Raw genomic sequence first — 24551 nt, forward strand, 5'->3', positions numbered from 1 at the left:
ACACAGCCAAACTCTCGAGAACGAAAATTATTTAAAGTGCCTCCGTTTTAAAGGATGGAACTAGAAAAGTCGCAGGGTCGATTTTTGACTCGGGATCTGGAAGATCGTACTTCTGATCCGTAGGCGTATCGCGGTCGGGAAACGTGTGGTATCTCTGGTTCGGAAAGAAACCGTGCTACATGATCCAACGGTGCAAAGAAAGTATTCTCTGACATTTTCTCGCCATTTACGGTGACAGTATACATATGCGCATCGAGATCGACAACGATTTCATACCGTGTCCCCGAATGATAATTTAACAGCGTCTTGTTTCGATAACCCGCTTTTAATCTGAACAAGCCCTGTTCATCGAATGAAATACGGATTCCGGGCGTTCCCTTCTGATCCTGAAATTCGACGTCAAGGAGGCCCTTCTCGTTCTGCTGAGGATCACCGGGAAAGACATATAAAATAAAAAAGAGCCCTAAGGCTCTTTTTTATTTTCATTTAAGCATGGCCGACATTTCCATGCCCAAAAGAATGTTGAGACGTTCTTTGAGTACAGAGCGCAGCACCGATTTCCATAACACCTAGAATAAGGTGAGGAAGATAGACTGCATCATTGAAACCCAAAAGCCATGGAGAGGCCGCCAGGAATAAACCTGCAATTAAATCCATAGTGAGATGTGCACCCATCGAAAGTGCCTTCATCGCTCCTCCTTCATAGTCAGTAATTAGCGACATTACTAGCATTAGCACACCAACGGCTACCGCGCTCCACTTCGCAGACTCTACGTCCGAAAATCCAAACAGCCACGGTGATGCGATTAACAACACACCCATTACATAGTCTAATACGGCATGGGTTTTTCTGGAGATAAATTTCATGGTAAATAAGATTAAGTTAAACATAGGTTTTGATACCTAATCCATTCAAAGGACATGCCAAACAGTGCTTTCAATATTTCCCAAGGTATACAACTTTACTTCACAATTCGCCCGTTTAAACTGCTGAGGTTATTCACAGCGTCACCCATTGTATTATTAAAGTACGCGAACACATCCTTTCCTTCGTCTAACCAATCATTAATATAGGAGGCATATTCATCAAGAAATCCCTCCGCATAACTTCCCCTGTACCCCTTTTCAGGACCATGAAAGCGTAAGTAGACAAAGTCTTGCTCCGGCTCCCGAAACGGTGTAGCAGAACTGTACATATCATGCATCACCATAGTGGCACCCAACTCGTAAAGCAGATCGTAAACATCCTCTTTATACCAAGAAGCGTGTCTGAACTCAACCGCAATACGCCAGGGAAGTGTTGATGTAGCGTCTCTGAGATTAATGAGAAGAGCCTGCAATTGCCTGATGTGATCAACACTGACACTTGGCGGAAACTGAACAAGCACACACCCCCGCTTTTCGGCCGCTTTATCAACCACCCTAAAAAATCGAAACACATCCTCCGGTTCGAAAACCAGGCCCCTATTATGTGTTATCTCCCTCCAGAGCTTAAATGTAAACCGAAAGCTCTGAGGCACCATCTCCACCCATTTACTTACTGTCACAGGCATAGGAAGCTTATAAAAAGAACTATTTATCTCTACGCTATCGAAAAGTGATCCGTAATAGCATAGCCTGCTCTTATCCTGGTATTCCGGTGGAAAGTGCTGTTTGTTAGGTACCGGCAGAACGACATTACTGGTTCCCGAATAGAACCGACCCCTTGTATGTGATAAAGCGCCTTCTCCCATTAACCAAAAATACTTTTCATTTTCTTCAAGGTCTTCTCCAGATCAATTCCCTTGCCAAGTGCTCCCTTGAACAGATCACCTTCAACTTTCAGACGTTCCACCGTATTAAATATGGTAAAATCCCTCATCTTCAAACCTGGTTTAACTTCATCCCAATGCAGCGGCATCGAAACAGTTGCACCAACCTTCGGCCTTAACGAATATGGTCCGGCAATAGTAGCTCCGGGACGGTTTTGCAGAAAATCAAGGTACATCTTTCCTTTCCTGTTAGCGACCATGCGCTCCAGGCTTGTAAAGTCCGGAATATGTTTATGAACAATATTCACCAGCAGCCTGGCAAACATCTGAGATTGATCATAGGTATACTTGGATCCGAGGGGAATGTAAATATGCATACCGGTGGATCCGGATGTCTTGCAGCTGGAAGGCACGCCAATTGCGTCAAGTACCTTTTTCACTTCAAGTGCCGCTTCTATCACCTGATCGAAGGTATTCTTATCCGGATCAAGGTCTACCACACAATAGTCAGGATTATCCGGAGACTGTACCCGGCTGAACCAGGGGTTCATCTCGATACAGCCGAGTGTCGCCATCCAGAGTAAACTAGCTTCATCCGTCCCAACAAGATACTCTTTATCCTCACCATCGCTAGTCGTATACGGAAAAGTTTTCGCCCATTCAGGAGCTTTCCCCTTAACATCTTTCTGATAAAAGCTGGAAGCATGAATGCCTCCGGGAAAACGATTTAAAGACATCGGACGGTCTTTCAAGTATGGGAGGATAAATTCAGCTACCTGGTAGTAGTAGTTAAACATGTCACGCTTGGTAACGTTATCCTCTGGCCAGTAGACCTTGCTTAGGTTGGTGAATTTAAGGTCGTGCCCGCAGATCTTCCTAACTTGGGTCTCATCTTTAGGATTTAACAGCGTCTTTCGTTCTTTCTCTTTTGGTGGCTTGAGAGCTTTGAATCCTTCCGGCTCTTTCGCTTTTTTATCCACCTCTTCTACAATCTCCGGCGTATGAATAGTGGTTTCCCTTACCACCTCTTTAGCTTTCTTGTCTTCTCTCATACCCTGAAAGGACGGATGCCTGAAAACACCGTCGGTGGTCACTTCACTAAATGCCACCTCGCAAACCAACTCCGGTTTCAGCCATGTCGCTTTTGCTTTCGGCGGGTTCGGGCGGAAGCGCGAAGGCTTGTTAACATCCGGCAGTTCGCTAAACGGCGAGTCATTTGTTATCAGCGGCGTCATCTGTGCCATCATTTCCTTCTGCAGCTTGTCTGAAAATCCTGTGCCAACTTTGCCGACATATTGAAGTGCTCCATCCTCATATACCCCAAGGAGAAGCGAAGAAAACTGCTTCGATGTTCCTTCATTTTTTGTAAAGCCAGCAATGATCACCTCCTGCCGCTTATGCACTTTTACCTTGAGCCATTCTTTTGAACGCACGTCGGTCATATAGGTGCTGTCCGATTTTTTAGCTATGATCCCCTCAAGACCCATCCTCTCTGCAGCTGCGAAAAAGTCCAGGCCATTCGCACTGAATACCTTACTCAGCCGCACACGGTCGTCGTCCGTTGGCATAACCTCCGCGAGAATCGCCTGCCGCTGGTTCAATGGCAGCCCCCTCAGGTCCTTTCCGTCATACCAGAGCAAATCGAATACATAAAACGCAAGATCGCCATCTGCCTCGCTGCGCCAGTTTTGAAGGTCGCCAAAGTTAGATACGCCTTTTTCGTTCAAAACGAGAATTTCACCGTCCAGCACCGCGTTGATCTTCCAACCTTTCATTATATCATATATAGGATAAAAACGGTCGCTGAACGATTTGTTATTACGCGACTGAAGCTCTACCTGCCCTTCGTTAACAAATGCGAGGGCACGATAGCCATCCCATTTCACCTCATACTGCCATCCCGGTGCATCGAAAGGTTCGTCTACCAGCGATGCAAGCATAGGCTTGATATTGGTAGGCATATCGCTTGCCGGAAGCTTTTTCAGGATCTTCTGAACATCAATATCCTCCGTATTCAGATCAGTGTCTTCCGGAGCAGCTACCTCATCCGCGGGTTGTGCTGCCTCTTTCTTTTTCCTGGTTTTCGGCTTTGAGAGTTTCTCCTCCTGACCGTTCTTCCAAACCTTAACACTTGTCTCAGACATAGATTCAATCGTCTTACCAGATAAGACAGATTTATCCAGCTTCGTGATATCCTTCTTCGATGCGAAATCATCATTATGCTTGATTAGCAGCCAGGCGTTATCTCCCATGCCATGGGTTTTGACCAGAGCAAACTCACCTTCAAGCTTCTCACCATGCAACTTGACTTTTAAGGAACCCTCCTTTAGCTGCTGCAGCAAGTGCTTCTCCTGTGCTTTTTTACCGGAAATCTTTTCAAGCGGCTCATAGGTTCCCTCATCCCACACAATCACGGTTCCGCCTCCATACTCACCCTTTGGAATAATGCCCTCAAAACTACGGTAGTCGTACGGATGGTCCTCCACCATCATTGCCAGACGTTTTATCTTAGGATCTGTAGACGGACCTTTTGGCACCGCCCAACTCTTCAGCACTCCTTCCATTTCTAAACGGAAGTCATAATGAAGGCGTGAAGCATCATGCTTTTGTATCACAAAGCGTAATTTGCTTCTGTCTTTACTCTTGCCGGCCTTAGGTTCGGCCGTCTTGGCAAAGTCCCGCTTCTCAACATATTTTTCCAGGCTCATAACAATTGATTCTGCAATTCTAACAAGATCACCCTCACAATAGTTTGTGCGGGTTCCCAAAAGCGCATAATCATTCTGCTGCTAATATTTCACTGGAAAATCGTAAACCAACAAAACATCCTGTTGTTAATTCCGAAAACAGAACCATGGCAGAGATCGGATATCATGCGTCGCACGAACAATTTAAGCCCGGGGAACTCCTCCGCTATGTGCAGCTCGCTGAGCAAGCTGGATTTAAAGCGGTAAACTCTTCAGACCATTTTTTTCCATGGAGCGAGCGTCAAGGCGAAAGCGGCTTCGCCTTTGCGTGGCTGGGAGCAGCTATGCAGGTGACTTCACTGCCATTTAGCGTTGTATGCGCTCCAGGGCAGCGTTATCATCCTGCTATTGTTGCTCAGGCGACAGCCACACTTGCAGAAATGTTTCCGGGACGCTTCTCATTATCACTTGGAAGTGGAGAAGCAATCAACGAAATCATTACCGGCGAGAAATGGCCATCTAAATCCGATAGAAATGCGCGTTTGCTGGAAAGCGCACTGATTATTCAGTCACTTCTTCGAGGTGAAACCGTATTTCATCAGGGTCTGGTAACGGTGGAAAATGCGCGTCTATACACTTTACCGGAAACGCAACCTCTGATACTAGGAGCAGCTGTGACTGCAGAAACTGCAGGATGGGTCGGAAGTTGGGCCGAAGGGCTTATTACTGTCTCCAAACCGTTCGAGGAACTTGAACAAGTAGTGAGGGCTTTCCAGGAAAATGGTGGACATAATAAACCGATGTACTTAAAAGTTCAGCTTTCCTACGCGGAAACGGATGAAGAGGCCCTTTACGGTGCTTATGATCAGTGGCGGACAAACATCTTCCAGGGAAGCGTGCTTGCAAACCTGCGGTCAGTAGAGGAATTCGATGCGGCAGCTGAGATGGTGCAACCCGAGCAGCTTTTTGATAAAGTAAATATTTCCTCCAGTCCTGAAAAACATATTGATTGGATTAAGCAGTACAGCTCACTAGGTTTTCAAAGAATCATATTGCATAATGTAAACCGGGAACAGCAAGCATTTATACAAGACTTCGGTAAACATGTCTTGCCTGCATTTGCCCGATAAAAATAAAACCCATGAACTAGATAGTAATGGGTTTTATTTTTACATACTTAATTGCCTCACTACTGGGCATTTTCCCCAATAAGCCCGTCCTTCTGCATCCGTTCATAGTTGGATTTGACATATCCCTTCAGGAAATCAGTAATACTTGAAGGGTCGTAGGTTTCTGATTGAGCAGCCCATATCAATTCCTCCGTTTTGGCATTATACAAGTTAGTTTCCAAATAATAAACATCGGTTTTATCGTAGTACCCAGGATTATACAAATAAGGGTGCCAAGACCAGCTCTCACTGCGCACCCGTCTGATTACTAAATGTTGGCGGAAAGAAGTCCATACTTTTGACGACTGTCAGGCCCTTCTCTTGAAGCTTGTTCTGCAATCCCGTTTCAACAGCCTGCTTTGCTGGAATATTACTGGTCATTGCCGCAATAAATAATGTTTTAAAGCCTGAAGCGGTAGCATCCGGTTTGCGCCAGGAACTGCTGATCATTGTCGACGTACTACTACAAGCCCCGGTTAACAGGCTCCTGCAATTAGCAGGATAAGGTTCATGCGTAATTTCATAGGTAGATAGCTCAGATAGATGTTAGTAGATGTGAAGCTTTTCAGCCTTTTTCCTTCTGAAGATAGGCTTCGACCGCTTCGCGGTTGTTACCTGCCTGCTTAATCGCTTCCCGAACTGTTTCCCTGCTTACTCCAAACTTTTCTTCAAGGTAAGATAATTCGTAACTCTCTTCTCCGGATACTTTGCTCGTGTCTCTTCCGTCTTTGATATTTTTGTTGTCGCTCATATAGGTTGGTTTAATTTGAATAATGTCGTTGCTTTAGTTATCAGGTAGCATTTACGCCAGTCTCAAAACCAGCATCGCCTTGCTTATGATTTTCAATAAGCCGGCCAATTTCGTTTACCTGAGACTCATCTATCGACCATCCGTTTTCCGTAGACAACACCCAGGTTCCAGACTGCGACTTCTCGATTATAATAGGGTTATTGTCGTAAAGCTTGCGGTCTTCTTTTTCACGCTCAAGTGAAAAACGATGGTTATCATGATCCATCTGCTCAACAAAGAGCTTTTCTTCCGTCCCATTTAAAGGGTAGTTTATCACAAATCTTTCCATAGATAAATATTTCCATTTTAAACAATGCCAAATTATTAGGGTTTTAGCAATCTTGATTTTGGTTAGTCTGGCGACGACGACCTGAAAACAAATCGGCAAATGCGGTATTATACTTAGTGCATTCATTAAAAGAAACATATGACGCATAAACAGATACTTGGAGCGCCTAATCACCGTCAATTTCCCAAACCACACACGCCATGGCTTATGTATCAGGAGTGGTACGGAGTTGTTTTTCTGCACATTCCGGTCTACACAGATATAGTAATACCCTTAATCCCGAAAGGCACAGTCCCGGATCTTTACAACGGACAAGCATGGATCTCCGTATTGGCATTTACAGTCAGAAACGCTCACCCCAGGATCGCCCCTCCTCTACCATACCTGTCGAACTTTCATGAGATCAATCTTCGTACCTACGTGCGTTTTGCAAGAAACGACCGTCCAGGGATTACGTTTCTCGATATCAACGCTTCGAAAAGCCTGCCTTCATTTCTTGGAAGAGCATACGGCTTACCTTACCGCCATGCTGACATTTACCGATATGAAAGGTCTGCCCAACTCAAGATAATCTCCCAGAAAGCTGAGGGATGTAGTATGAACCTGGATATTACGACTTCCGCAATCACGCACACCAAAAGCCCCCTGGATGTGTGGTTGACTGAACGCTTCATAGCCTATCAGCAGTTGAGGGACGGGATTTACAGCTATCCTATCCAACATAAAGAATGGCAACTCAAGCCCATGACTATGGATGGAAGCCTTCAATATAACTTCAAGGGGCTTGAGCTGTCATATAAGGATGTGCAACTAGCGCACTACGCAGACAATATGCAGGTGCTGTTATGGAACAGGATGCATAACCATTATTTAAAATAAGATGCATATGCAGCCGGAATCCTATCTATATCTTTTATCAGGATATCCTTGTAAAAAACCTCCGCCGCTTCACTCTGCAGTTGGATTTTACCGCTAACAAGCGGCTTACTGAGATCGCCGTCGCGATAGGAAGACTTCGAAAGCGCCATCACCACTTGCCCGTTCACAATATGAAGGCTCTTGTCTTCAAAACAGATAAGTTCAAGATCATTCCACTCGTCCATTGGCCGCTCATAGTTAGCACCAGCCTGACAAAAATTATTGTTCCCATCCTTAACGGACCCCATCCTTACCTCTGGTGCGTTGCGATTATAAACGAGCGTATCTTTACCATCTGGTTTCGCGGCCCTGATGCTGATCTGCGAATTGGCAATACACCAATAATCGCCATGGCTGCGTTCTATTACCTGAAACTCCTGCGACAGCATCCAGGATCTGAAGTAGTCTACACCGCAGTCCCCCTGAGAGTGATAAAGGATCCCCGAGTCCATCGGTTCATTCAATCTGGGTTCCCATTTTTTAGTCCCCCACTTAACCTTTAGCTTCAAATGATAGTTCTTGAAATCCTGTTTCGTAAATACACAACCATAAATCTCTCCACTGATCCTTAGTACCGGCACCCCGTCCTGATGAACGACAGAAAAAACGTTTGCTTCATTCTTGCCGTATCCTATCGGAGGCAAAGGCTTGCCCGAAGCGTCCATTGGAACTTTACCATTATAAGCTGTTGTATGCCGGTAGCTCAGGTACGTGTCCCATCCCTTCAGAGATCCGTCAAAGAGAGAACGCCATTCGTCCCGCGGCTGAAAAGCACTTAATGTCAAGATAGCAGCTGCAAGGGCAATAAAGCTTAGGTAATATTTCATAATCGGTTTTATGTAAATATAAAATATCACCCCCGATTTCTGAAAGAAAAGAAGCAATTTTACAGTATCAACATACAATACCCCCTTAATGAAAAAACACATCAGAAAGCACGTAAGAAGAGCACGATATATATTCTATAAAGAAACCCTTGTCAACTACAAAGAGCATTTCTGGACTTTCATCGGTTCCTTTGCGGGAATCGGCTTAATCGGACTTCTTCACGATAAGGCCTTCAGTCCAACCGATCACCTTTTTCTGGTAGGTTCGTTCGGAGCGTCGGCCGTTCTCGTGTTCGGCATTATCAACAGTCCCCTGGCTCAACCCAGGAACCTGATAGGCGGACACGTGCTATGTGCTATAGTAGGAGTTAGTGTTCATAAACTCTTTCCACATGATATCTGGCTTGCATCAGCATTATCGGTATCGCTGTCCATAGTTCTGATGCAGATATCCAAGACACTTCACCCACCCGGGGGTGCTACGGCTCTCATCGCCAATATAGGATCTGAAAAAATAACATCCCTGGGCTACTGGTATGTTCTGAACCCCATCCTTTCCGGTGTTCTGGTTCTCCTTCTTGTTGCGTTGCTTTTCAACAACATGACCTCCCACAGGAGCTATCCCAACAACAAAAAATGGTACCAGGTGTGGCGACGATACAAAAAAAGGCAGTTTCAATAACTGCCTTTTTTCTCTATTTCTTACTAAAAACCCCGTTCAGGAATCTGGCTACATGATCCACTGTTGGCTTGAACCAGGGCTCGAACAAGCAAAACGAATGTGGCGACCCTTCAAAAGTAAAGACTTCGGAATAAATCCCCTTTTCATCCAGCACCTTCCTGAAATCATCCCTGCCGGCATGCATCCGGTCTACAGAACTATTGAGAAAGAGAACCGGTGCCTTAATGTTTGCTGCATGCGTTAAAGGTGAAGCGTCCCGCCATAAGTCAGGGTTCTCTGCCTTACTGTACCCAAACCAGTAACTCGCCGCCGACGTGGACTTCCGGTCATCTCCCTCGCCCGACTCAGGATGAACAAAGGAAAGTGTACCATCTATATCTACAATCGCCTGAACGTCTGAAGAGTGCCCTGTGTTACATGCTGCCCCCTCAAATCTCGATATGCCACTGGTTGTGCCTACAAATGCCGCAAGCTCTCCTCCGGCAGAAAAACCTAAGATGGCGATCTTGGTACTGTCGATATTAAACTTTCGCGCATTTGCACGCATCCAGCGCAGCGCAGCCTTAACGTCGTGAACGGCGGCCGGATACAGCGCTTCCGTTGATAAACGGTACTCAACAGTGAAGCTGGCGAACCCCGCCGCTGCCAGATGCTGCGCCATCGGAATATGCTGAGTTCTGTTGCCCGAACGCCAGCCGCCACCATGAACGATCAGCACTGCGGGATACCCCCCAGACTTTCTCGCTTTCGGCTGGAAAACGTCAATTTTAAGATCTCTGGTTCCAGGATTACAATATGTGAGACCGCGACTCTCTTTGACTGAAGAAAATTTCTTTTCCCCTACTATCTTAATATTTGGATGCTGTTTGGAAGTGCTTCTAAAAGCAGAGGCAGTCGAATACGAGGTGTCAGGTTGACCAGTAAGTCCTTTGGTGCTTTGCGCTATAGAGAAAGGTATATAGAGCAGGCTAAATATTAAAACAGAATAAAATTTCATAATAATTGTTTAGGAGTCCGGCGCAATATAATAAAGCGCCGGCACATCATTTAACTAGTTACGGATTTTGCTTAAGCTTAGGGTTCTTATTCAGTTCCTGTAGAGGAATCGGAAATACGCTCCGGTTGTCTCCATTCGGCGAATGGGATAACCAGGATTTCTTTGTGAACACCCCAAAGCGAATCATGTCCTGTCTTCTGTGGGCTTCCGCCGCAAACTCCCAGCCTAACTCATCCAGAAAGCGCCCGTATGCAATGTCATTAACCGGCTCTGTAGTCGTCGTAAAATGATTCTTCAGACCATATTTATACGAAGTATTGCCTTGAAGTTGTGTCCCCGTCACTGTAGCTAGCGCAGCATTACCGGGAAAGCTTCGCTGACGCACCTGCGTAACAAGCGCAGCCGCTCCGTTAGCGTCACCTGTTCGAAGCAAACATTCTGCCTTCATCATCAGGATGTCTGCATAACGAAGAAAAGGAAAATCGTTATCCATATTGTTCGGTGATGAATTTTGGGCTATTTCAAACTTGTTGATCCTGTAACTGTGGATCTCCTGCGTTGAGTCGATACCCGGACATTCGTTTACATAAACCAGCGGCTGGCCGATAAGCACTCCATAGGCGCATTTCAACGGTTCTCCATTTGCAGCATATTGCTGCCCCATCATCCAACCATCCGTAAGCCTTTTATCTTCAGGATGAAAGGTGTCAATAAACTGCGGAATGGCATTCAGTCCCCCATATCCTCCGGATTTAGCACCGTAGGTAAACTGGTTCTGAGGAGACATCGTCCAGGCAGCAAGGTAAAAACCACCGGCATAAACCTCATCGTGTGGCACAGCCCAGACGATTTCCTTGGAGTTCTGATTCTGCGCCTTAAAGACATCCTTCTGCACGGCTTCCAGTGAAAACTTACCGGAGCTGATCACAGCATCACAGGCCTGAATACATTTCACCCATTCGGCCTGACCGCTGTAAACCTGGGCATTTAAATAGACCTTAGCCAACAGCGCATTGGCAGACCATTTATTATTGAAGCGCGCATAAGTGCTGACATCGCTATTTTCAGACAAAGCCGGGATGGATGATGTTATCTCACTCACAATGAAATCATAGACTTCCTTCCTCGTATTCTGGTCAGGAAGAAATCCTTCCGGCACGTCAAAGCGATCAACAATAGGTACGTTTCCGAAATTATCACAAAGCACAAAGTAGTAAGATGCTCTAAGCACTTTTAGCTCCGCCAAAATACTCGCTTTAGTGGCCTCCTCAGTCGGGATAGCGCCTGACTCGATCTGGTAGATCACCCGGTTACAGTTCGTTACCCCCGCATAGGTTTTGGTCCACAGATCCTGACAATGCGCCTGTTCCGGTGTCCACTTATGTTCATGCATCCTGCGATGCAGTCCCCCGTCAACGAAACCATAAGGCTTTGCAGGAACAGCTAGCTGATCAGCAGCAATCTCCTGAGTGATGTAGTAACCGGTGGCGTTAGACATCAGGACGTCCCGCCAGTTTGCATAAGCAGGAGCTACCAGCGAGCCGATATCATCCCTGCCGGGAACGTAGCTCGATGCAATAATATCTGTAAAACTCTCATCTTCTAATTTAGTACATGCCTGCATGCTCAGGAATACTAATCCTGAAGCCAATATGGAGATATATTTTCTTGTCGTATTCATGATCTCGGTGTTGATTAGTTAATAGAAAGACTTAGACCCAGCGTGTAAACCCTTGTTGTAGGATATTTGTCCCTGTCGTCGTTACCAGGGAATAGTCCTAAACGGTTAACTTCAGGATCCATGCCCTTATAACCGGTAATGGTAAGGGTGTTCAGGGTAGACACGTAGATCCTGGCGGATTTGAAGTGCTGTGAAGGTAGCTTCAACTTATAACCAAGCGTGATATTGTCAATCTTCCAGAAATCACCGTTTTCGATGTAGTAGCTATTATACTCAGGAAGAATATTTTTATTCAGAACAGCTTTCCCGAAGACCTCATCATAAGCGGAACTTAGCTGATTGTACAGCGAGAAGCCAGGAACTTCAGAGTACATCCGCTGAAAGTTTAAGATCTGGTAGTCGAAAGCCCCCCTCATGGTGATCCCCAGATCGAAATTTCCGTAAGTGAAATTATTATTCCAGCCGGCATAAAACTTGGGCAAGCCATTGCCCAGAACTTTTTTATCTGCTTCCTCTTTTACGTTTGAAAGGTTGCCGTCTTTATTCTCATACACCCAACTGCCATCTTCATTGATGTCAACAATCTTATATCCATAAAAATTCCCGATTTCCTTTCCTACTTCGACCCGGTGGGTATATGTTTGTACAGGCGATCCGGTGAATCCTACATTAATGAAGTTATTCGTGGTCTGATACAAATCATTAGAAAGCGACACCAGTTTATTCCGGTTGGTGGAGAAGTTAATGCTCGAGAACCACGAGAACTTCTTTTTCTGCACCGGCTGGAAGTTCAGTAAGGCCTCAATTCCGGAATTCTGCATTACCCCCACGTTAGCCTTCGTAAAGCTGTACAAATTAGGAGGCGAAGGAACCGGATAATCATACAACAGACCGTTTGTACGGCGATAATAGTAATCCACCGATCCACCGATTCTTCCTTTCAGGATCGTGAAGTCCAAACCTACGTTTGTTTCTTTCTTCACCTCCCATTTTAAATAGGGATTGGGATTACTGATCGGACTCAGACCGGAAATCCACTCCCCATTAATCAGATAAGTGATTGCCCGCCCTGTTATAGGGTCAGTGTAGCCAAGCTGACTTACTCCCAAAAAGAGATCATCAGGTGCAGTACCGGTTACACCGTATCCTGCACGTAATTTAAGGTCGTCAAGGAAACTAACATTGCTCAAAAAAGGTTCTTTACTAATTCTCCATCCTGCGGAAACAGCCGGAAAAGTACCCCAGGGATCTTTAGTGCCTACAAAACGGGAGGATGCCTCATGACGCAAGTTGGCTGTCAGCAAATACTTCTCTTGATAGTTATAGGTTAGTCTTCCGAAAAAGCCGATCAGGTTAGAGGCAAATTTACCACTGTAGAGTGATGATAGCCCATTACGAAGAGCTGTACCCTGACCGATGTTGTCGATATACGAAAAGTTTCCTGCTGGGAAATCCAGGTTCTGCATTCCGGTATTCTGACTGGTATTGTGCTGATAGCTATACCCGCCTAAAGCTGAAAAATTGTGGCCGTCAACTGACTTGCTGTACTGAGTAGTGAATTCAAAAAGATTATCGATGCTTTGTCCGCTACTTTTTGAAGCAAAGCCCTGCCGCCCATCGCGAACAGTTGATATGTGCTGCTTGGTTTCGGCATAACCAAACTCGCTGTTCAGCTTACTCCTTGATACCAAAGCTTTCAGCTGTAGTCCGTCGATAGGTGTCCAGCCGATACTTCCGCTAAGACGGGTGGTCTGCGACTGGTTTTCTCCGTAGGATTCATTCAATAAAGCAAGCGGATTTTCATATCCGGCTATAGCTGTCTGCTCCTGCCAGGTACCATCTTCATTTCTTATCGGGGCGGTGGGATTTCTGCCGAGTACCTGCCTCCAGACAGTGTTATTAAAGCTGCTGCCGCTGCCGAGACTATTATATTTGTTATCCGTGTTCAGAACGTTGAAGTTTAACTTCAGCTTGTTGTCGAACATGTTATGGTTTACATCTATTCTCCCGTTAATCGTGCGATTGTCTGATTTTAGAAAAACACCTTCAAAATAGCGATAACCTAGTGTCCCCACGTAGTTAGTCTTCGAGCTTCCCCCTCTTAAAGAGATATTATGACCGTTGCTAAGCGGCGTACCCCTGCTCACTTCTTTCACCCAGTCGGTGTTACTACCCAGATCCTGGAGCGGGAGCCTCTCTTTATATTCCGAAGCACTAAGCATCTTAGGGAGATTCGCAAACTCCTGAGTGCTAAGGTATCCGTTATAATCGATAGTAGGCTCAATGGTTCCGCTTGGTTTTTTTGTTGTTATCAAAATAACCCCATTGGTACCTCTGGTTCCGTATATAGCGGCGGCAGATCCATCTTTTAAAACATCCATACTCTCAATATCTTCCGGAGCAACCGTGTTCAGATCTCCCGGAATTCCATCTACAAGAATAAGAGGCTGAACACTCGTCCCCAATGTAGCCGTACCGCGCAAAAGAATCTGTGTAGAAGCGGTAGGATCACCGCTTGGCGTAGCAATTGCCAAGCCCGCAACCTTTCCCTGCAACAGCTGACCCGCATCCTTAACTGCACCCCTTACAAAGTTTTCGGCCTTAACGCTGGTCACGGCACTGGTCACGTCCGCCTTCTTCTGCGTTCCGTATCCAATCACCACCACTTCGTTCAGATTGGTGAGCTGTTCTCTAAGGCTTACATTCAATACGCCCGAGCTGCCTACGGCCCGCTCTTCAGTCACGAAGCCTATAAAACTAAAAGCAAGCACGCTCTCGGGTCCCGCAACCGATATCCGGTATCGTCCGGTTGGATCTGTGCTGGTGCCACCCTCCGCGCCCTTGATCTTGATGCTTACTCCTGGCAAGGTATTGCCTCTTTCATCCGTCACCTGTCCGCTTACTATTACTTGCATCTGCTCGTTATTGACAGTGTTTACAGGAACATTTGCAGCCCTTTTAACAGATATGGTAGTATTTATCTGTTTGAATACCAGTCCGGTTTGCCGACTCAGCGACTCCAGAACTTCCGCTACAGACATCAGGTCGCCGCTCACCTTTACTCTGGTGTCATTATCGACGATGCCCTTATCGTAAAAAAATCGGAACTGCGTTTGCTTTTCGATGGTTGCAAACACACTCTTCAGGTTCGACCCGGCACGGGAAACCTTTATACTGACTTCGTTAGTATTTTGTGACTTGCCTTCCTTCGCCACGAGCATGAAGGATGACAGACAGACGAAGAAAATAGACAGCACGGTATTCAATGACATAAGAAATAACGTATGCTTTAAATTTTTCATAAATTAGAAATGTTTAATGAAAGAATATTTCGTCGAACTCCAAAGCGCCTGCAACGACCGACCAAAGTGTTTGCGGGCGCTCTCTTCCAGCTTTCTGAAAGCCAGAATCGTGCATAATAATCAGGTGTAGTAATTTCGCATGTTAGATTAATTGGTTAAGCCGTTATAATTAGTTAGTCTTTCTTCAAAGCTCATTTACACGAACCACCCCGGATCGTGACTTTGTTCCCTTCGATCTTGTAGGTGATGTTCAGCGCAAAACGCATAGCCTCCAGAACGTTTTTTAAACTTTCCTGACGATATGATCCCACCATTCTGCAGTTCGCAAGCTTTTTGCTGTCCATCAGAAGCTTCACGCCATACCAGCGTTCCAGTATCGGCTTCATCTCCAGCAGTGTTTTTCCGGTAAAAACCAGCTCCCCCTCCTGCCATCCCATATACTCTCCGGCAGGAACATTTCCGCGAACAGTAAATCCCTGGGTTCCTGTGTAAGTCGCCTGCTGATCTTTGGTCAGAATAACGGTACGCTGTGCCTTAGCTATCCCATCTTTAATCACATCCCCTGCACTTTCTTCTACCGAGACTTTTCCCGACCGAACCGAAATCTGCGCAGGACTGTCTTCATAGGTTTTTACATTAAAAGAAGTACCCAGCACGACCGTATTCAACTTGCCCGAGCGAATGATAAATGGTTTCTCCGCATTATGAAAAACTTTAAAGAATGCTTCACCTTCAAGTGTCAGAACCCGCTTTTCCCTATTAAACTTTTCCGGGTACGTCAGGATGCTACCCGCATTTAGCCAGACCTCCGTACCATCAGAGAGCTGAAGCTTGCGAACTCTTCCCAACGGCACTTCAACGCGAACTAAACGCACAGGATCAACGACATCACGTATTTCAGCTTTTTTGCTGTAAAACATAAGAGACACGCTAATGAAAAGCAAAATCGCAGCGGCTGCTTTCCACATACCCGACCCTGACTTTCTAATCGGTACGACAGAACGTACTAAAAACTCCTTCTCCGGTAGCACCGCTTTAGCATTCGCCGGAACCTCATATAAAAAGGGATCAGCGTTGATCGATTCATAAAGAGATTGTTCGATCTCACCCGTCTTAATCAGGTGGAATAAAACCTCAATCTCCTCAACAGAAGCCTTGTTGTTTTTGTAGCGTTCAAGAAGCTCTTTATAAAATTGATTTTGGTTCATATCCGGTCTTCAATAATAAAGACACGGGATTATGTGCTGGAGGGTACCCCTTAACTGATTTTTATTTTATTTATTTGTACAAGCCTATCGCAAGAACAATAATCAGCGCTAAAAGCACGTGTAAAGCATTCTGAATAGACACGCGCAAAAGTTTCATCGACCTCACCATATGCTTTTTTACCGCATCCTTTGAAATGCCCAGCATTTGCGATACTTCCTGATAGCTCTTTTCTTCTTCCCTGCAAAGACTGAATACCTTTTGAGTTTGGGCAGGCAATGTTTCAACGACTTTTTTCAGATGATCCAGATACTCCAGGGAGAGCATATCATCCTCGATGGTATTGCGGCTGGCTACTGCGGCCAGCACGATCTTTTCTTTCAAATTCTCCTGGACAGAGGCCTTCTTAAGTACATTGAAGGCTGCGTTCCTGGCGACGACAAACAAGTAAGATTTTAAAGATGAGATCTCAGGAAGATCATCCCTTCCCTCCCAGAAGCGAACAAAGATATCTTGAGTAACATCATTGCTCAGATCCTGGCACTTCACATACTTCTTTACGAAGCGATGTATAATCGCCCAATGTTGCTCATAAAATAAGGAAAAGGCATTTTCGTCCCCCTCCCTGATTCTTGATAGCAACGTATGGTCGTCTTGAAAATGCATGTTCGGTTAGCTAAGTCAATCAAAAAAAGCAGATACTGGTAAAATTCTGCATGGAAAGTTGATTTTTTTCTGGCAGGCTCTAGTTGATTGTTTAAGTGAATATACGGGCTTGCCACGACAAGACCAAAGCACTTTACATAAAAGCACATTTTCATCCTCCAATCGTATACCGCTTAATCAAAATGCGATTATAATCAGTAGCTCAGACCCTCTCCAAATTTAAACAGCGCATAAGCCGGTCCTTCATCATATCCTGGAACATCTTCTTTATTGCTTTCGACTGCTTGTTGGCTAATGGGCGTGGTAAAAGGCATTTTAGCAGTCGGATTGAACTTCCCGGTAACCACATCAAGCAAAGCATTTGCCTCCACACCAAAGGTTGAAAGTATAGCGATGAAACGACTCTTCGTTTCCGTATTATAAACCTCATCTATAACAAACGGACTGGAGTAATTAATAACCAGTATGGTCGGCTTCTTCGCCGTTAAAGCATTCACATAGTCTACATCTACGGCACACGCAGAAAGATTCACCCGTAGTGGTGAGTGATCGGCCGGGAAAAGCGGGCGCATAAGCGGCTTCAACCAGAGCAATATTACATCTGCTTCTTCGGGAGTCTTTACGAAAGTGAGTCCCTCGTAGTCCTGTGTCAATACTTGACCCGGACCGGGTGCAGGCTTTTGGTAATTCTTGTGATAGTCTTCAAAGTAGATTTTCGTATTTCTTAAAGGAAGCTTCTTTTGCTCATTGCGGAGCAGAACAATTGATTTGCGCTGCGCTTCCTTTCCGGCGCTAACAAAATCTGCTCTACCAACAACGTCACTTGCCTGATCCTCCCCCACATAAGGATTTTCAAAAAGCCCGAGTTTAAACAGCTCAATAAGCAGTAATTCAACCGATTCATCCACCAACTTCATTACTTCAGGATGTGCTTTAAAAGTAGCGATAAGCTGCGAAGGGTCTGCGTTGCCTGCAAACATATTAGTCCCTGCCTCCAGCGCTTTAACATAACGCTCCTGAACGGAAAGATCCTCCACTCCCCATGGCATAGACTCTATCGGGCCGGTATCAGAATTGATGATGCCCTTAAACCCCAGCTTCCCGCGAAGTAAGTCGCGCAATATACCCTTATTGTAAGCGTAAGCTACCTCTTCATATTCTGTACCCTTCGGCAGAGAATAATAAGGCATTATCGACGACGTTCCGGCCTCGATAGCTGCCTTAAAAGGAAGCAGACTGGCTTCAAAACGACCGCCTGGAAACACTGCATCTCTCCCGTAGTTGTAGTGCGGATCAAATCCCTTGAAAGTCGCGCCCCCGCCCGGAAAATGTTTTGTGGTCATAGCCACCGACTCACTATTTAGCGAATCGCCCTGGAAGCCATAAACGATGGCCGAAATACTCTGTGCAGCCAGCGCACGGTCCTCTCCCAAACTTCCTTCAATACGCTGCCAGCGCGGCTCGGTCGCCAGATCAGCCATATACATATATCCTTTTCGCAGTCCAACGGCAAGCCATTCTTGCCGCGCCATACTGGCGAATTTATAGACCGCCGCACTGTCACGCATGGCAGCCAGGCCGATTTCCGAAGGCCATTTTGAAAACCCTACGGATGCAGAGGCTGTAGCCCCCATCCCTCCTGCCGAAATATGGTTCCTCGGATTGGATGCAAAGATCACCGGAATACCGAGCCGGTCGCCCTCCGCAATAGCCTGCACCTTATTCGCCCAACGGGCCATCGTATCGGCAGGTGCTGTGGTAGTTCGCCAAATAAAATGCCTCATCTTGTTCTGCAGAACGCCCTTGGTTGTCCCCACAGCACTCATGAGAGGATGAGGAAGAAGCTCACCTGTAAACTGATTTTTATCTGCCACAACATCCTCCTCATTGAACGCGCTGGTAATAGGCTTTTGTACCGCCGTCCTGTCGAGCATAAAAATCTCATTAAACATCCGCATATCGGCGATAAGCATCATTCCCGCTTTCTCCTCCAATGTCATCTGACTCAATAAATCCCGGCTTCTTTCGACCGGACTGAGTCGCCAGTCCTCATAAGGGTCGAGCTTACCGTTCTTATTCAGATCTCTAAATTTCGAACCATCCTGTTCAAGAATCTTGACTGTCCTGGTGCCGATGATTGGCTGTTCTTCGCTTGTTTCCTTTGATCCGCTGGTACAGCCGGCAGCTAGGAGCGCTGAGAGGCAAAAAACTGATGGCAATGTTCTGATTTTCATATAGTCACATTTTGAAGAGAGCGGTCCTAATTGTGTATCTGCTAAAACTGATAATCCATCTCAGATAAATTTAGCGAAAGAAAAGCGTTTAAATACGAATACGACGTAATTATATATTTCTCACAAAAACCATATCCCAGCACCTGTAGAATGGTAAGGGTTCTCTCCCGAGATTTCCTGTGTTCGAACGATTTTGTCTGGATAAAACCTATGTTAAGTCGCAGTTAGCCGGCTCTTCCCTCCCCAATCTCCTGTTAATTAAACAAGTACCTAAACCGGCACGTTCCGGTTAATATCTCGACGAATAAAAGCCGCTGTAGCTTTGTCAAACCAGCTGTGAACAAAGATGGGCAAATTCTGAACAAATGTACTCATCACATTTGTTCAGAAATATTAGCTTAGCATCAGCAAAATAAGGTAATACAATTGTACATCGTTTGTATGTTATAGCCCTTGTCAAGCCATTTTACAACCTAATATTATAACCAAACCAATTATTTAAATGGTAACACGAAGAAGTTTTATAAGACAAGCCGGACTTGCCGCAGCCGGAGTTGGCCTCAGTCAAGTCGTTGGACTGGATGCATTTGGCGCCGCGAGCTACAACAGAATTATGGGAGCCAACGGAAAAGTCAACCTCGCCTGTATCGGGATAGGCAACCGGGGTGGCAGCATCGCTATGGATCTGGACAAAACTGGACTCGCAAACATCGTCGCGATATGTGATGTGGATATGGGTGCCAAACACACCTTGGAGGTGATGAACAAATACCCTAATGCAAAGCGCTTCAAAGACTTTAGGGAGATGTTTGATAAGATGGGCAATGAGATTGAGGCTGTCAGCATTGGCACACCGGATCATTCTCATTTTGCGATAAGCATGATGGCTATAAAGCTGGGTAAGCATATCTACGTAGAGAAACCAATGGCCCGTACTTTTCATGAAGCGGAGCTGATGATGCAGGCGGCAAGAAAGTATCCTAAAGTAGTTACACAAGTCGGAAATCAAGGCCACTCAGAAGCCAATTATTTTCAATTCAAAGCGTGGAAAGATGCGGGAATAATCAAGGATGTAACGAAGATGGTTGCCCATATGAATTCACCAAGAAGATGGCATGGCTGGGATCCAAAAATATCGAAAATGCCGGCTGCGCAGCCTATCCCTCAGGGTTTAGACTGGGATACCTGGCTTACGTCCGCTCCCTATCACGAATACAATGAGAAATATCATTATGGAGACTGGAGGTGCTGGTACGACTTTGGAATGGGAGCTTTGGGAGACTGGGGTGCACACATCATTGATACAGCACATGAGTTTCTCGATTTGGGATTGCCTTATGAAGTAAACCCCATAAAACTAGAAGGTCATAATGACTACTTCTTCCCGATGTCTTCCACGCTTCAGTTCCGGTTCCCGAAAAGGCGTAAAATGCCGGCCATGGATATCATGTGGTATGATGGAGTAAACAACCAGCCTCCTTTACCTGAAGGATATGGTGTGTCTGAGCTTGATCCTAATATCCCGACAGTAGCAGGAGGCAAACTTCAGTCTTCAAATCTTAATCCTGGAAAAATAATCTACAGTGATGACTTAATTTTTAAAGGCGGAACCCATGGCAGTACGCTCTCGATCATTCCCGAGCAGAAAGCAAAAGATATGGCTTCGAAACTGCCAACAGTTCCAGCAAGTACTTCAAACCATTTTGCCAATTTCTTACTGGCTTGTATGGGTAAGGAAAAAACCAGGTCACCATTTGAAGTTTTCGGACCTATGAGTCAGGTATTTTCATTAGGAGTAATGGCCCAAAGACTGAATAGCCCGTTAAAATTCGACAGGGAAACCAAAACGATCACTAACAATAAGTTTGCTGACGCGATGCTGACAGGTTTACCTCCACGCAAGGGCTGGGAAGAGTTTTACAAGATATAACCATACACACTTCAAATAACACACAATTAACTGATAGTAATGAAGAGATTATTTTTTATCGCATTTGCCCTGGTAGTAACCATGGACATTTATGCGCAAAATGCACCCGCAAATGCTTTAACCAAAACTGAAATTAAAGAAGGTTGGAAATTATTATGGGACGGCAAGACCACCGATGGCTGGCGAGGAGCAAGAATGAATACTTTCCCTGCAAAAGGCTGGAGCGTAGTAGACGGAACGTTGAAGGTGCACAAAAGCGGAGGCGGCGAATCATCCAATGGCGGAGACATTGTAAGCGTTAATAAGTACAAAAATTTCATCTTAAAAGTAGATTTTAAGATAACCAAAGGAGCTAACAGCGGTATTAAGTATTTCGTGGATTCTGATTTAAATAAAGGCGAAGGATCAGCCATTGGTTGTGAATTCCAGATTTTAGACGATGAGAATCATCCGGATGCCAAGAACGGAGTTGCCGGAAACAGAACGTTGGGCTCTTTGTATGATTTGATTACTGCTAAAAAAGAAGCGAAAGCAGGTTTTAAGAAAGACGACTTCAACACAGCGATGATCATCGTTAATGGCAATAAGGTGGAGCATTGGCTAAACGGCGCTAAACTAGTTGAATACGAGCGCAATACCCAAATATGGAACGCGCTGGTAGCCTATAGCAAATACAGAACATGGCCTAACTTCGGAAACGCTGCAGAAGGAAATATTCTGTTGCAGGATCACGGCGATGAAGTGTTCTTTAAGAACATAAAGATTAAAGAACTAAAGAAATAGATAACTGCTACGTTTTAGCAGATAACGGGTCTTTGCTATCGCGAAGGCCCGTTTGTATTTTCAGTTTACAAAGACTAGGCAATCGGATTGCTCCATCCACCCAATTACTGGCTATCTACCTTATATTGATATTATACCGGTTGACGACTTTATAGCTTTGGTCCTTTATCACAATTTCATAATTACCAGGTTGTAAATAAAGATTCTTCCATTGGGATTTCTCTGATATTTCCAGAATATCAGCCGGAACGCCATTGTCTTCAAACTCATTATTTCGATACGCAAGGACCAAGGTGGTCTGATGTGTGCCAAGTTTTGAAGATGGAATGGTATACTTACGCTTGCTTTTAACAAACCAATCCGGTCTTCCTGCATTGAACTTAACCTTCGGATGAATGACGACAATATCCGTTTGCTCAGATCCTACGTTTCCATTGTAAACGCGACCCTCTCCGGAGACCATGACTATAGGGACTTTCGAATGGTTAATTCGGAAGAATGGGTGGTTACTGGAGTCATCAAACTTTTCTAAAAACATCGTTTGGTCAATCGTTAACGGATCAGTTCCAAGCATATCCTTTATCCTTCCAGCCATCGCCTTTTCCCATGGCTTATAAGCGTTCTCATAAGCATGAGCGTAGCCACAGTAAATCAATACCTTCCCATTCGGATTCTTTCTGATGAATCTCGCGATATTTTCCGCCTGTGCGATTTCGCGATCTTTTCCATGTTTGTCTTCAGAAGCTTCATACGTAAACAATTTAAACCCGATTTCGATAGCCTCAACTACTAAGCTGCCAAATTCCGGCTCTACGAGATAGTATCCGCTTTCAGTTGTAGGGTACTTCCGTGTATTTATTAGCGTATCCATTAACGTTTCAAGCCCTAAATATCTATACCCGTTCTTATAGAGACCTTTCAGTAACGATTTAGCAAACGTTCGGTGTTGGGGTAAATGATGAGCCTCATTGACTATGGTTATTCGGGCCTCTTTTGATTTGCCTATAATATATTCGCCGGCATCGGTCTTTTTGCTCTTTGTAAAAAACAGGCTGTCCTCTTTAGGTCGCCACTTGTCTACGACTTGTACCATGTCGTATGTTTTCACAATATCCATATAGTGACCACTAAAGGATAGCTTCTCAGCTCCAGGAAGATACTTCCACGTCTGAGTGTCCTGCTCGATTTCAGTCATGATGTCTTCTGAAAATTTGTAGACTTCAGACTTCTTCTGGCCCAACACAGCGGTTGCGTTTAGGAAAATAACAAGAATAGTAATTTTTTTCATTACTGGTGTTCGGCTAAGACTTTTACCGCATTCTTGTTGCCGGGAGACAAACTTACTGACTTCCGGTAAGCAGCTAAGCCTTCCTCTTTCCTATCCAATTTTAACAAGCACTCTCCGAGGCTGTCCCATGTGTTGAACCCCGCAGGATAAAGCTCCGTATTGGCTAGAAAAACCTTTAAGGCATCGGCTAATTTACCCGAGCTCATCAGCTCATAGCCGAAGTCGTTAATGCTCGATTCGGAGACGTTATATGCAGATTTTTTGCCCTTCGTTTTTTCAATTTTGATTAAACTTACTGTTTCATCAATATTTGCAGATTTTCGATGATACTCCGCGACAGTGGGCAAATTCCAGTTCCTTAATAGTTCTTTCTGTTCAGATAAAGTAGGAACCTGGTAATATCGCCTTTCCTCATCAGTCACCTTGGTCGTATCCATTTCCCAATTTTCCCATTTACCCTCCAGACTTCTTTTGACATATTGAGTTCCGTAAATCTGCGGCTTATTTCTACTCATGAGTTCCCGATCAATCGCTGCAGCTAAGAGCCATTTACTTATCGTAGAATCCAGTTCTATAGCTTTTCTCATGTGCTTAACGGCCATCCCGTAAGCGACAGAATCTTTTCCATGCTGAAATATCATAGCGGAATGGTAATAGTCCTTTCGGGTTAATATTGCTCCTTGGTTGATTAGTTCATAAACCCGGCTTCTGTGCAGGCTATCCACACTATCAAGCTGAGTCCAATCAATCTTTGAAACTCTTCTCGCGTTTTGGTCTTCATCATGCATCTTTTTCAACTCTGCATTGTCATTCACTTGTGAAATCGTACGTAGAGGTAACAGAATAAGGATCACAATCCAGTAGAAGTTCTTAACAAGGTAAATCATAAGGTTAGGTTTTTAGAGGAACCCCAGCTACAGGGCGCCACTTGGTATATTTTGTCTTGCTTTGTTATAACCAGGTAAACTTGGTATGTATGCAAAATAATCAAATTTGTTTAGACAAAGGCATATGCATAAATTACAATATTTTGATAGCACATACCAGGAAGTCTTACCAGACTAAAACTCAACCCGCTTACCTCTAACAATTTTCGGATGATCATCCTCAACAGGCTGTCGCCGTTCTGGCCGGCTCTTCCGCAGCTGCTCGGCTAGTTGTGCCGCCGTTCCTGCTCTGGCCTTCTGCTCAATACGCTGCTGAAGGCCGGCCAGCAGCCAGTTTCCTGCATAGTCTACAAATTCCCGGCCCGGCCGCTCTTCTACAAGGCCTCTCGTAGTTTGTCCAAGCGGAATAAGTCCCGGTTCCTGCCAGGCCGCAACCAGGGCTGCGGGACTGAAAGCCGTGCTGT

General features: G+C 45.2%; 22 protein-coding genes and 1 pseudogene. 5 read left to right on the plus strand and 18 right to left on the minus strand.

The window, feature by feature from the left end:
* Positions 1 to 47 precede the first annotated feature (47 nt).
* The 4 genes from B0I27_RS17930 to ligD all read right to left on the minus strand — a co-directional run bounded on the left by B0I27_RS17930 (position 48) and on the right by ligD (position 4459).
* Positions 48 to 452 (minus strand): hypothetical protein, encoded by a 405-nt coding sequence (locus B0I27_RS17930; protein WP_425428157.1) that lies wholly within the window; start codon positions 450 to 452, stop codon positions 48 to 50.
* Between the two features lie 34 nt (positions 453 to 486).
* A complete protein-coding gene (locus tag B0I27_RS17935) occupies positions 487 to 891 on the minus strand; it encodes an SPW repeat protein (RefSeq protein WP_425428156.1) in 405 nt (134 codons plus the stop codon).
* 71 nt (positions 892 to 962) lie between these two features.
* Positions 963 to 1733: a DUF72 domain-containing protein gene (locus B0I27_RS16765; RefSeq protein ID WP_106295501.1), complete on the minus strand. Its 771-nt coding sequence runs from the start codon at positions 1731 to 1733 to the stop codon at positions 963 to 965.
* The gene (ligD, locus tag B0I27_RS16770) at positions 1733 to 4459 is read right to left on the minus strand and encodes a DNA ligase D (protein ID WP_106295503.1); all 2727 of its coding nucleotides are present in this window, start codon (positions 4457 to 4459) and stop codon (positions 1733 to 1735) included. The genes B0I27_RS16765 and ligD overlap by 1 nt, the downstream gene beginning before the upstream one ends.
* A 146-nt stretch (positions 4460 to 4605) precedes the next feature.
* Between ligD and B0I27_RS16775 the strand changes: the two genes are divergently transcribed.
* Positions 4606 to 5568 carry a TIGR03885 family FMN-dependent LLM class oxidoreductase gene (locus B0I27_RS16775; RefSeq protein ID WP_106295545.1) on the plus strand — a complete coding sequence of 321 codons (963 nt, stop codon included), beginning with the start codon at positions 4606 to 4608 and terminating at the stop codon, positions 5566 to 5568.
* 59 nt (positions 5569 to 5627) lie between these two features.
* Here B0I27_RS16775 and B0I27_RS17575 read toward each other — a convergent pair whose 3' ends face one another.
* The 4 genes from B0I27_RS17575 to B0I27_RS16795 all read right to left on the minus strand — a co-directional run bounded on the left by B0I27_RS17575 (position 5628) and on the right by B0I27_RS16795 (position 6686).
* Entirely contained in the window at positions 5628 to 5789 is a 162-nt protein-coding gene (locus B0I27_RS17575) for a hypothetical protein (protein ID WP_181276818.1), read from the minus strand.
* A 64-nt stretch (positions 5790 to 5853) separates the two neighbouring features.
* On the minus strand, positions 5854 to 6057 hold the full coding sequence (locus B0I27_RS16785; protein WP_106295507.1) for a hypothetical protein: 204 nt from the start codon (positions 6055 to 6057) through the stop codon (positions 5854 to 5856).
* Positions 6058 to 6172: 115 nt separating this feature from the next.
* Complete coding sequence (locus B0I27_RS16790; protein ID WP_106295509.1) at positions 6173 to 6358, minus strand: DUF3606 domain-containing protein; 186 nt, start codon at positions 6356 to 6358, stop codon at positions 6173 to 6175.
* A 40-nt stretch (positions 6359 to 6398) separates the two neighbouring features.
* Complete coding sequence (locus B0I27_RS16795) at positions 6399 to 6686, minus strand: hypothetical protein (RefSeq protein WP_106295511.1); 288 nt, start codon at positions 6684 to 6686, stop codon at positions 6399 to 6401.
* A gap of 138 nt (positions 6687 to 6824) precedes the next feature.
* On the opposite strand from B0I27_RS16795, the gene B0I27_RS16800 reads away from it, so the two are divergent.
* Positions 6825 to 7565 carry a YqjF family protein gene (locus tag B0I27_RS16800; RefSeq protein ID WP_106295513.1) on the plus strand — a complete coding sequence of 247 codons (741 nt, stop codon included), beginning with the start codon at positions 6825 to 6827 and terminating at the stop codon, positions 7563 to 7565.
* Here the strand turns inward: B0I27_RS16800 and B0I27_RS16805 are convergent.
* Complete coding sequence (locus tag B0I27_RS16805) at positions 7553 to 8431, minus strand: 3-keto-disaccharide hydrolase (RefSeq protein ID WP_106295547.1); 879 nt, start codon at positions 8429 to 8431, stop codon at positions 7553 to 7555. The two genes, B0I27_RS16800 and B0I27_RS16805, sit on opposite strands and share 13 nt — an antisense overlap.
* An 88-nt stretch (positions 8432 to 8519) precedes the next feature.
* Here B0I27_RS16805 and B0I27_RS16810 point away from each other — a divergent pair, with 88 nt between their 5' ends.
* Positions 8520 to 9113 (plus strand): HPP family protein, encoded by a 594-nt coding sequence (locus B0I27_RS16810; RefSeq protein WP_106295515.1) that lies wholly within the window; start codon positions 8520 to 8522, stop codon positions 9111 to 9113.
* A gap of 13 nt (positions 9114 to 9126) precedes the next feature.
* Here B0I27_RS16810 and B0I27_RS16815 read toward each other — a convergent pair whose 3' ends face one another.
* From B0I27_RS16815 to B0I27_RS16840, 6 genes are all read right to left on the minus strand, one after another.
* A complete protein-coding gene (locus B0I27_RS16815) occupies positions 9127 to 10110 on the minus strand; it encodes an alpha/beta hydrolase (RefSeq protein ID WP_106295517.1) in 984 nt (327 codons plus the stop codon).
* Positions 10111 to 10168: 58 nt separating this feature from the next.
* The gene (locus B0I27_RS16820) at positions 10169 to 11791 is read right to left on the minus strand and encodes a RagB/SusD family nutrient uptake outer membrane protein (protein WP_106295519.1); all 1623 of its coding nucleotides are present in this window, start codon (positions 11789 to 11791) and stop codon (positions 10169 to 10171) included.
* Between the two features lie 14 nt (positions 11792 to 11805).
* Complete coding sequence (locus B0I27_RS16825) at positions 11806 to 15093, minus strand: SusC/RagA family TonB-linked outer membrane protein (RefSeq protein ID WP_106295521.1); 3288 nt, start codon at positions 15091 to 15093, stop codon at positions 11806 to 11808.
* A 191-nt stretch (positions 15094 to 15284) separates the two neighbouring features.
* On the minus strand, positions 15285 to 16301 hold the full coding sequence (locus B0I27_RS16830) for a FecR family protein (RefSeq protein WP_106295523.1): 1017 nt from the start codon (positions 16299 to 16301) through the stop codon (positions 15285 to 15287).
* A gap of 70 nt (positions 16302 to 16371) precedes the next feature.
* Positions 16372 to 16965 (minus strand): RNA polymerase sigma factor, encoded by a 594-nt coding sequence (locus B0I27_RS16835; protein ID WP_106295525.1) that lies wholly within the window; start codon positions 16963 to 16965, stop codon positions 16372 to 16374.
* Between the two features lie 194 nt (positions 16966 to 17159).
* Positions 17160 to 19199 (minus strand): glycoside hydrolase family 3 protein, encoded by a 2040-nt coding sequence (locus tag B0I27_RS16840; RefSeq protein ID WP_106295527.1) that lies wholly within the window; start codon positions 19197 to 19199, stop codon positions 17160 to 17162.
* A gap of 502 nt (positions 19200 to 19701) precedes the next feature.
* Here B0I27_RS16840 and B0I27_RS16845 point away from each other — a divergent pair.
* Positions 19702 to 21129: a Gfo/Idh/MocA family oxidoreductase gene (locus B0I27_RS16845; RefSeq protein ID WP_106295529.1), complete on the plus strand. Its 1428-nt coding sequence runs from the start codon at positions 19702 to 19704 to the stop codon at positions 21127 to 21129.
* Between the two features lie 39 nt (positions 21130 to 21168).
* The gene (locus tag B0I27_RS16850; protein ID WP_106295531.1) at positions 21169 to 21912 is read left to right on the plus strand and encodes a 3-keto-disaccharide hydrolase; all 744 of its coding nucleotides are present in this window, start codon (positions 21169 to 21171) and stop codon (positions 21910 to 21912) included.
* A gap of 115 nt (positions 21913 to 22027) precedes the next feature.
* Here B0I27_RS16850 and B0I27_RS16855 read toward each other — a convergent pair whose 3' ends face one another.
* The 3 genes and pseudogenes from B0I27_RS16855 to B0I27_RS17580 all read right to left on the minus strand — a co-directional run.
* Positions 22028 to 23200: a hypothetical protein gene (locus B0I27_RS16855; RefSeq protein WP_106295533.1), complete on the minus strand. Its 1173-nt coding sequence runs from the start codon at positions 23198 to 23200 to the stop codon at positions 22028 to 22030.
* Positions 23200 to 24087, minus strand: coding sequence for a tetratricopeptide repeat protein (locus B0I27_RS16860; RefSeq protein WP_106295535.1), 888 nt, complete (start codon positions 24085 to 24087; stop codon positions 23200 to 23202). Before B0I27_RS16860 ends, B0I27_RS16855 begins: the two co-directional genes overlap by 1 nt.
* A 174-nt stretch (positions 24088 to 24261) precedes the next feature.
* Positions 24262 to 24551: pseudogene (locus B0I27_RS17580) on the minus strand (hypothetical protein); the annotation flags it as partial.

This window comes from Arcticibacter pallidicorallinus, assembly GCF_003002875.1.
Lineage (GTDB): Bacteria > Bacteroidota > Bacteroidia > Sphingobacteriales > Sphingobacteriaceae > Arcticibacter > Arcticibacter pallidicorallinus.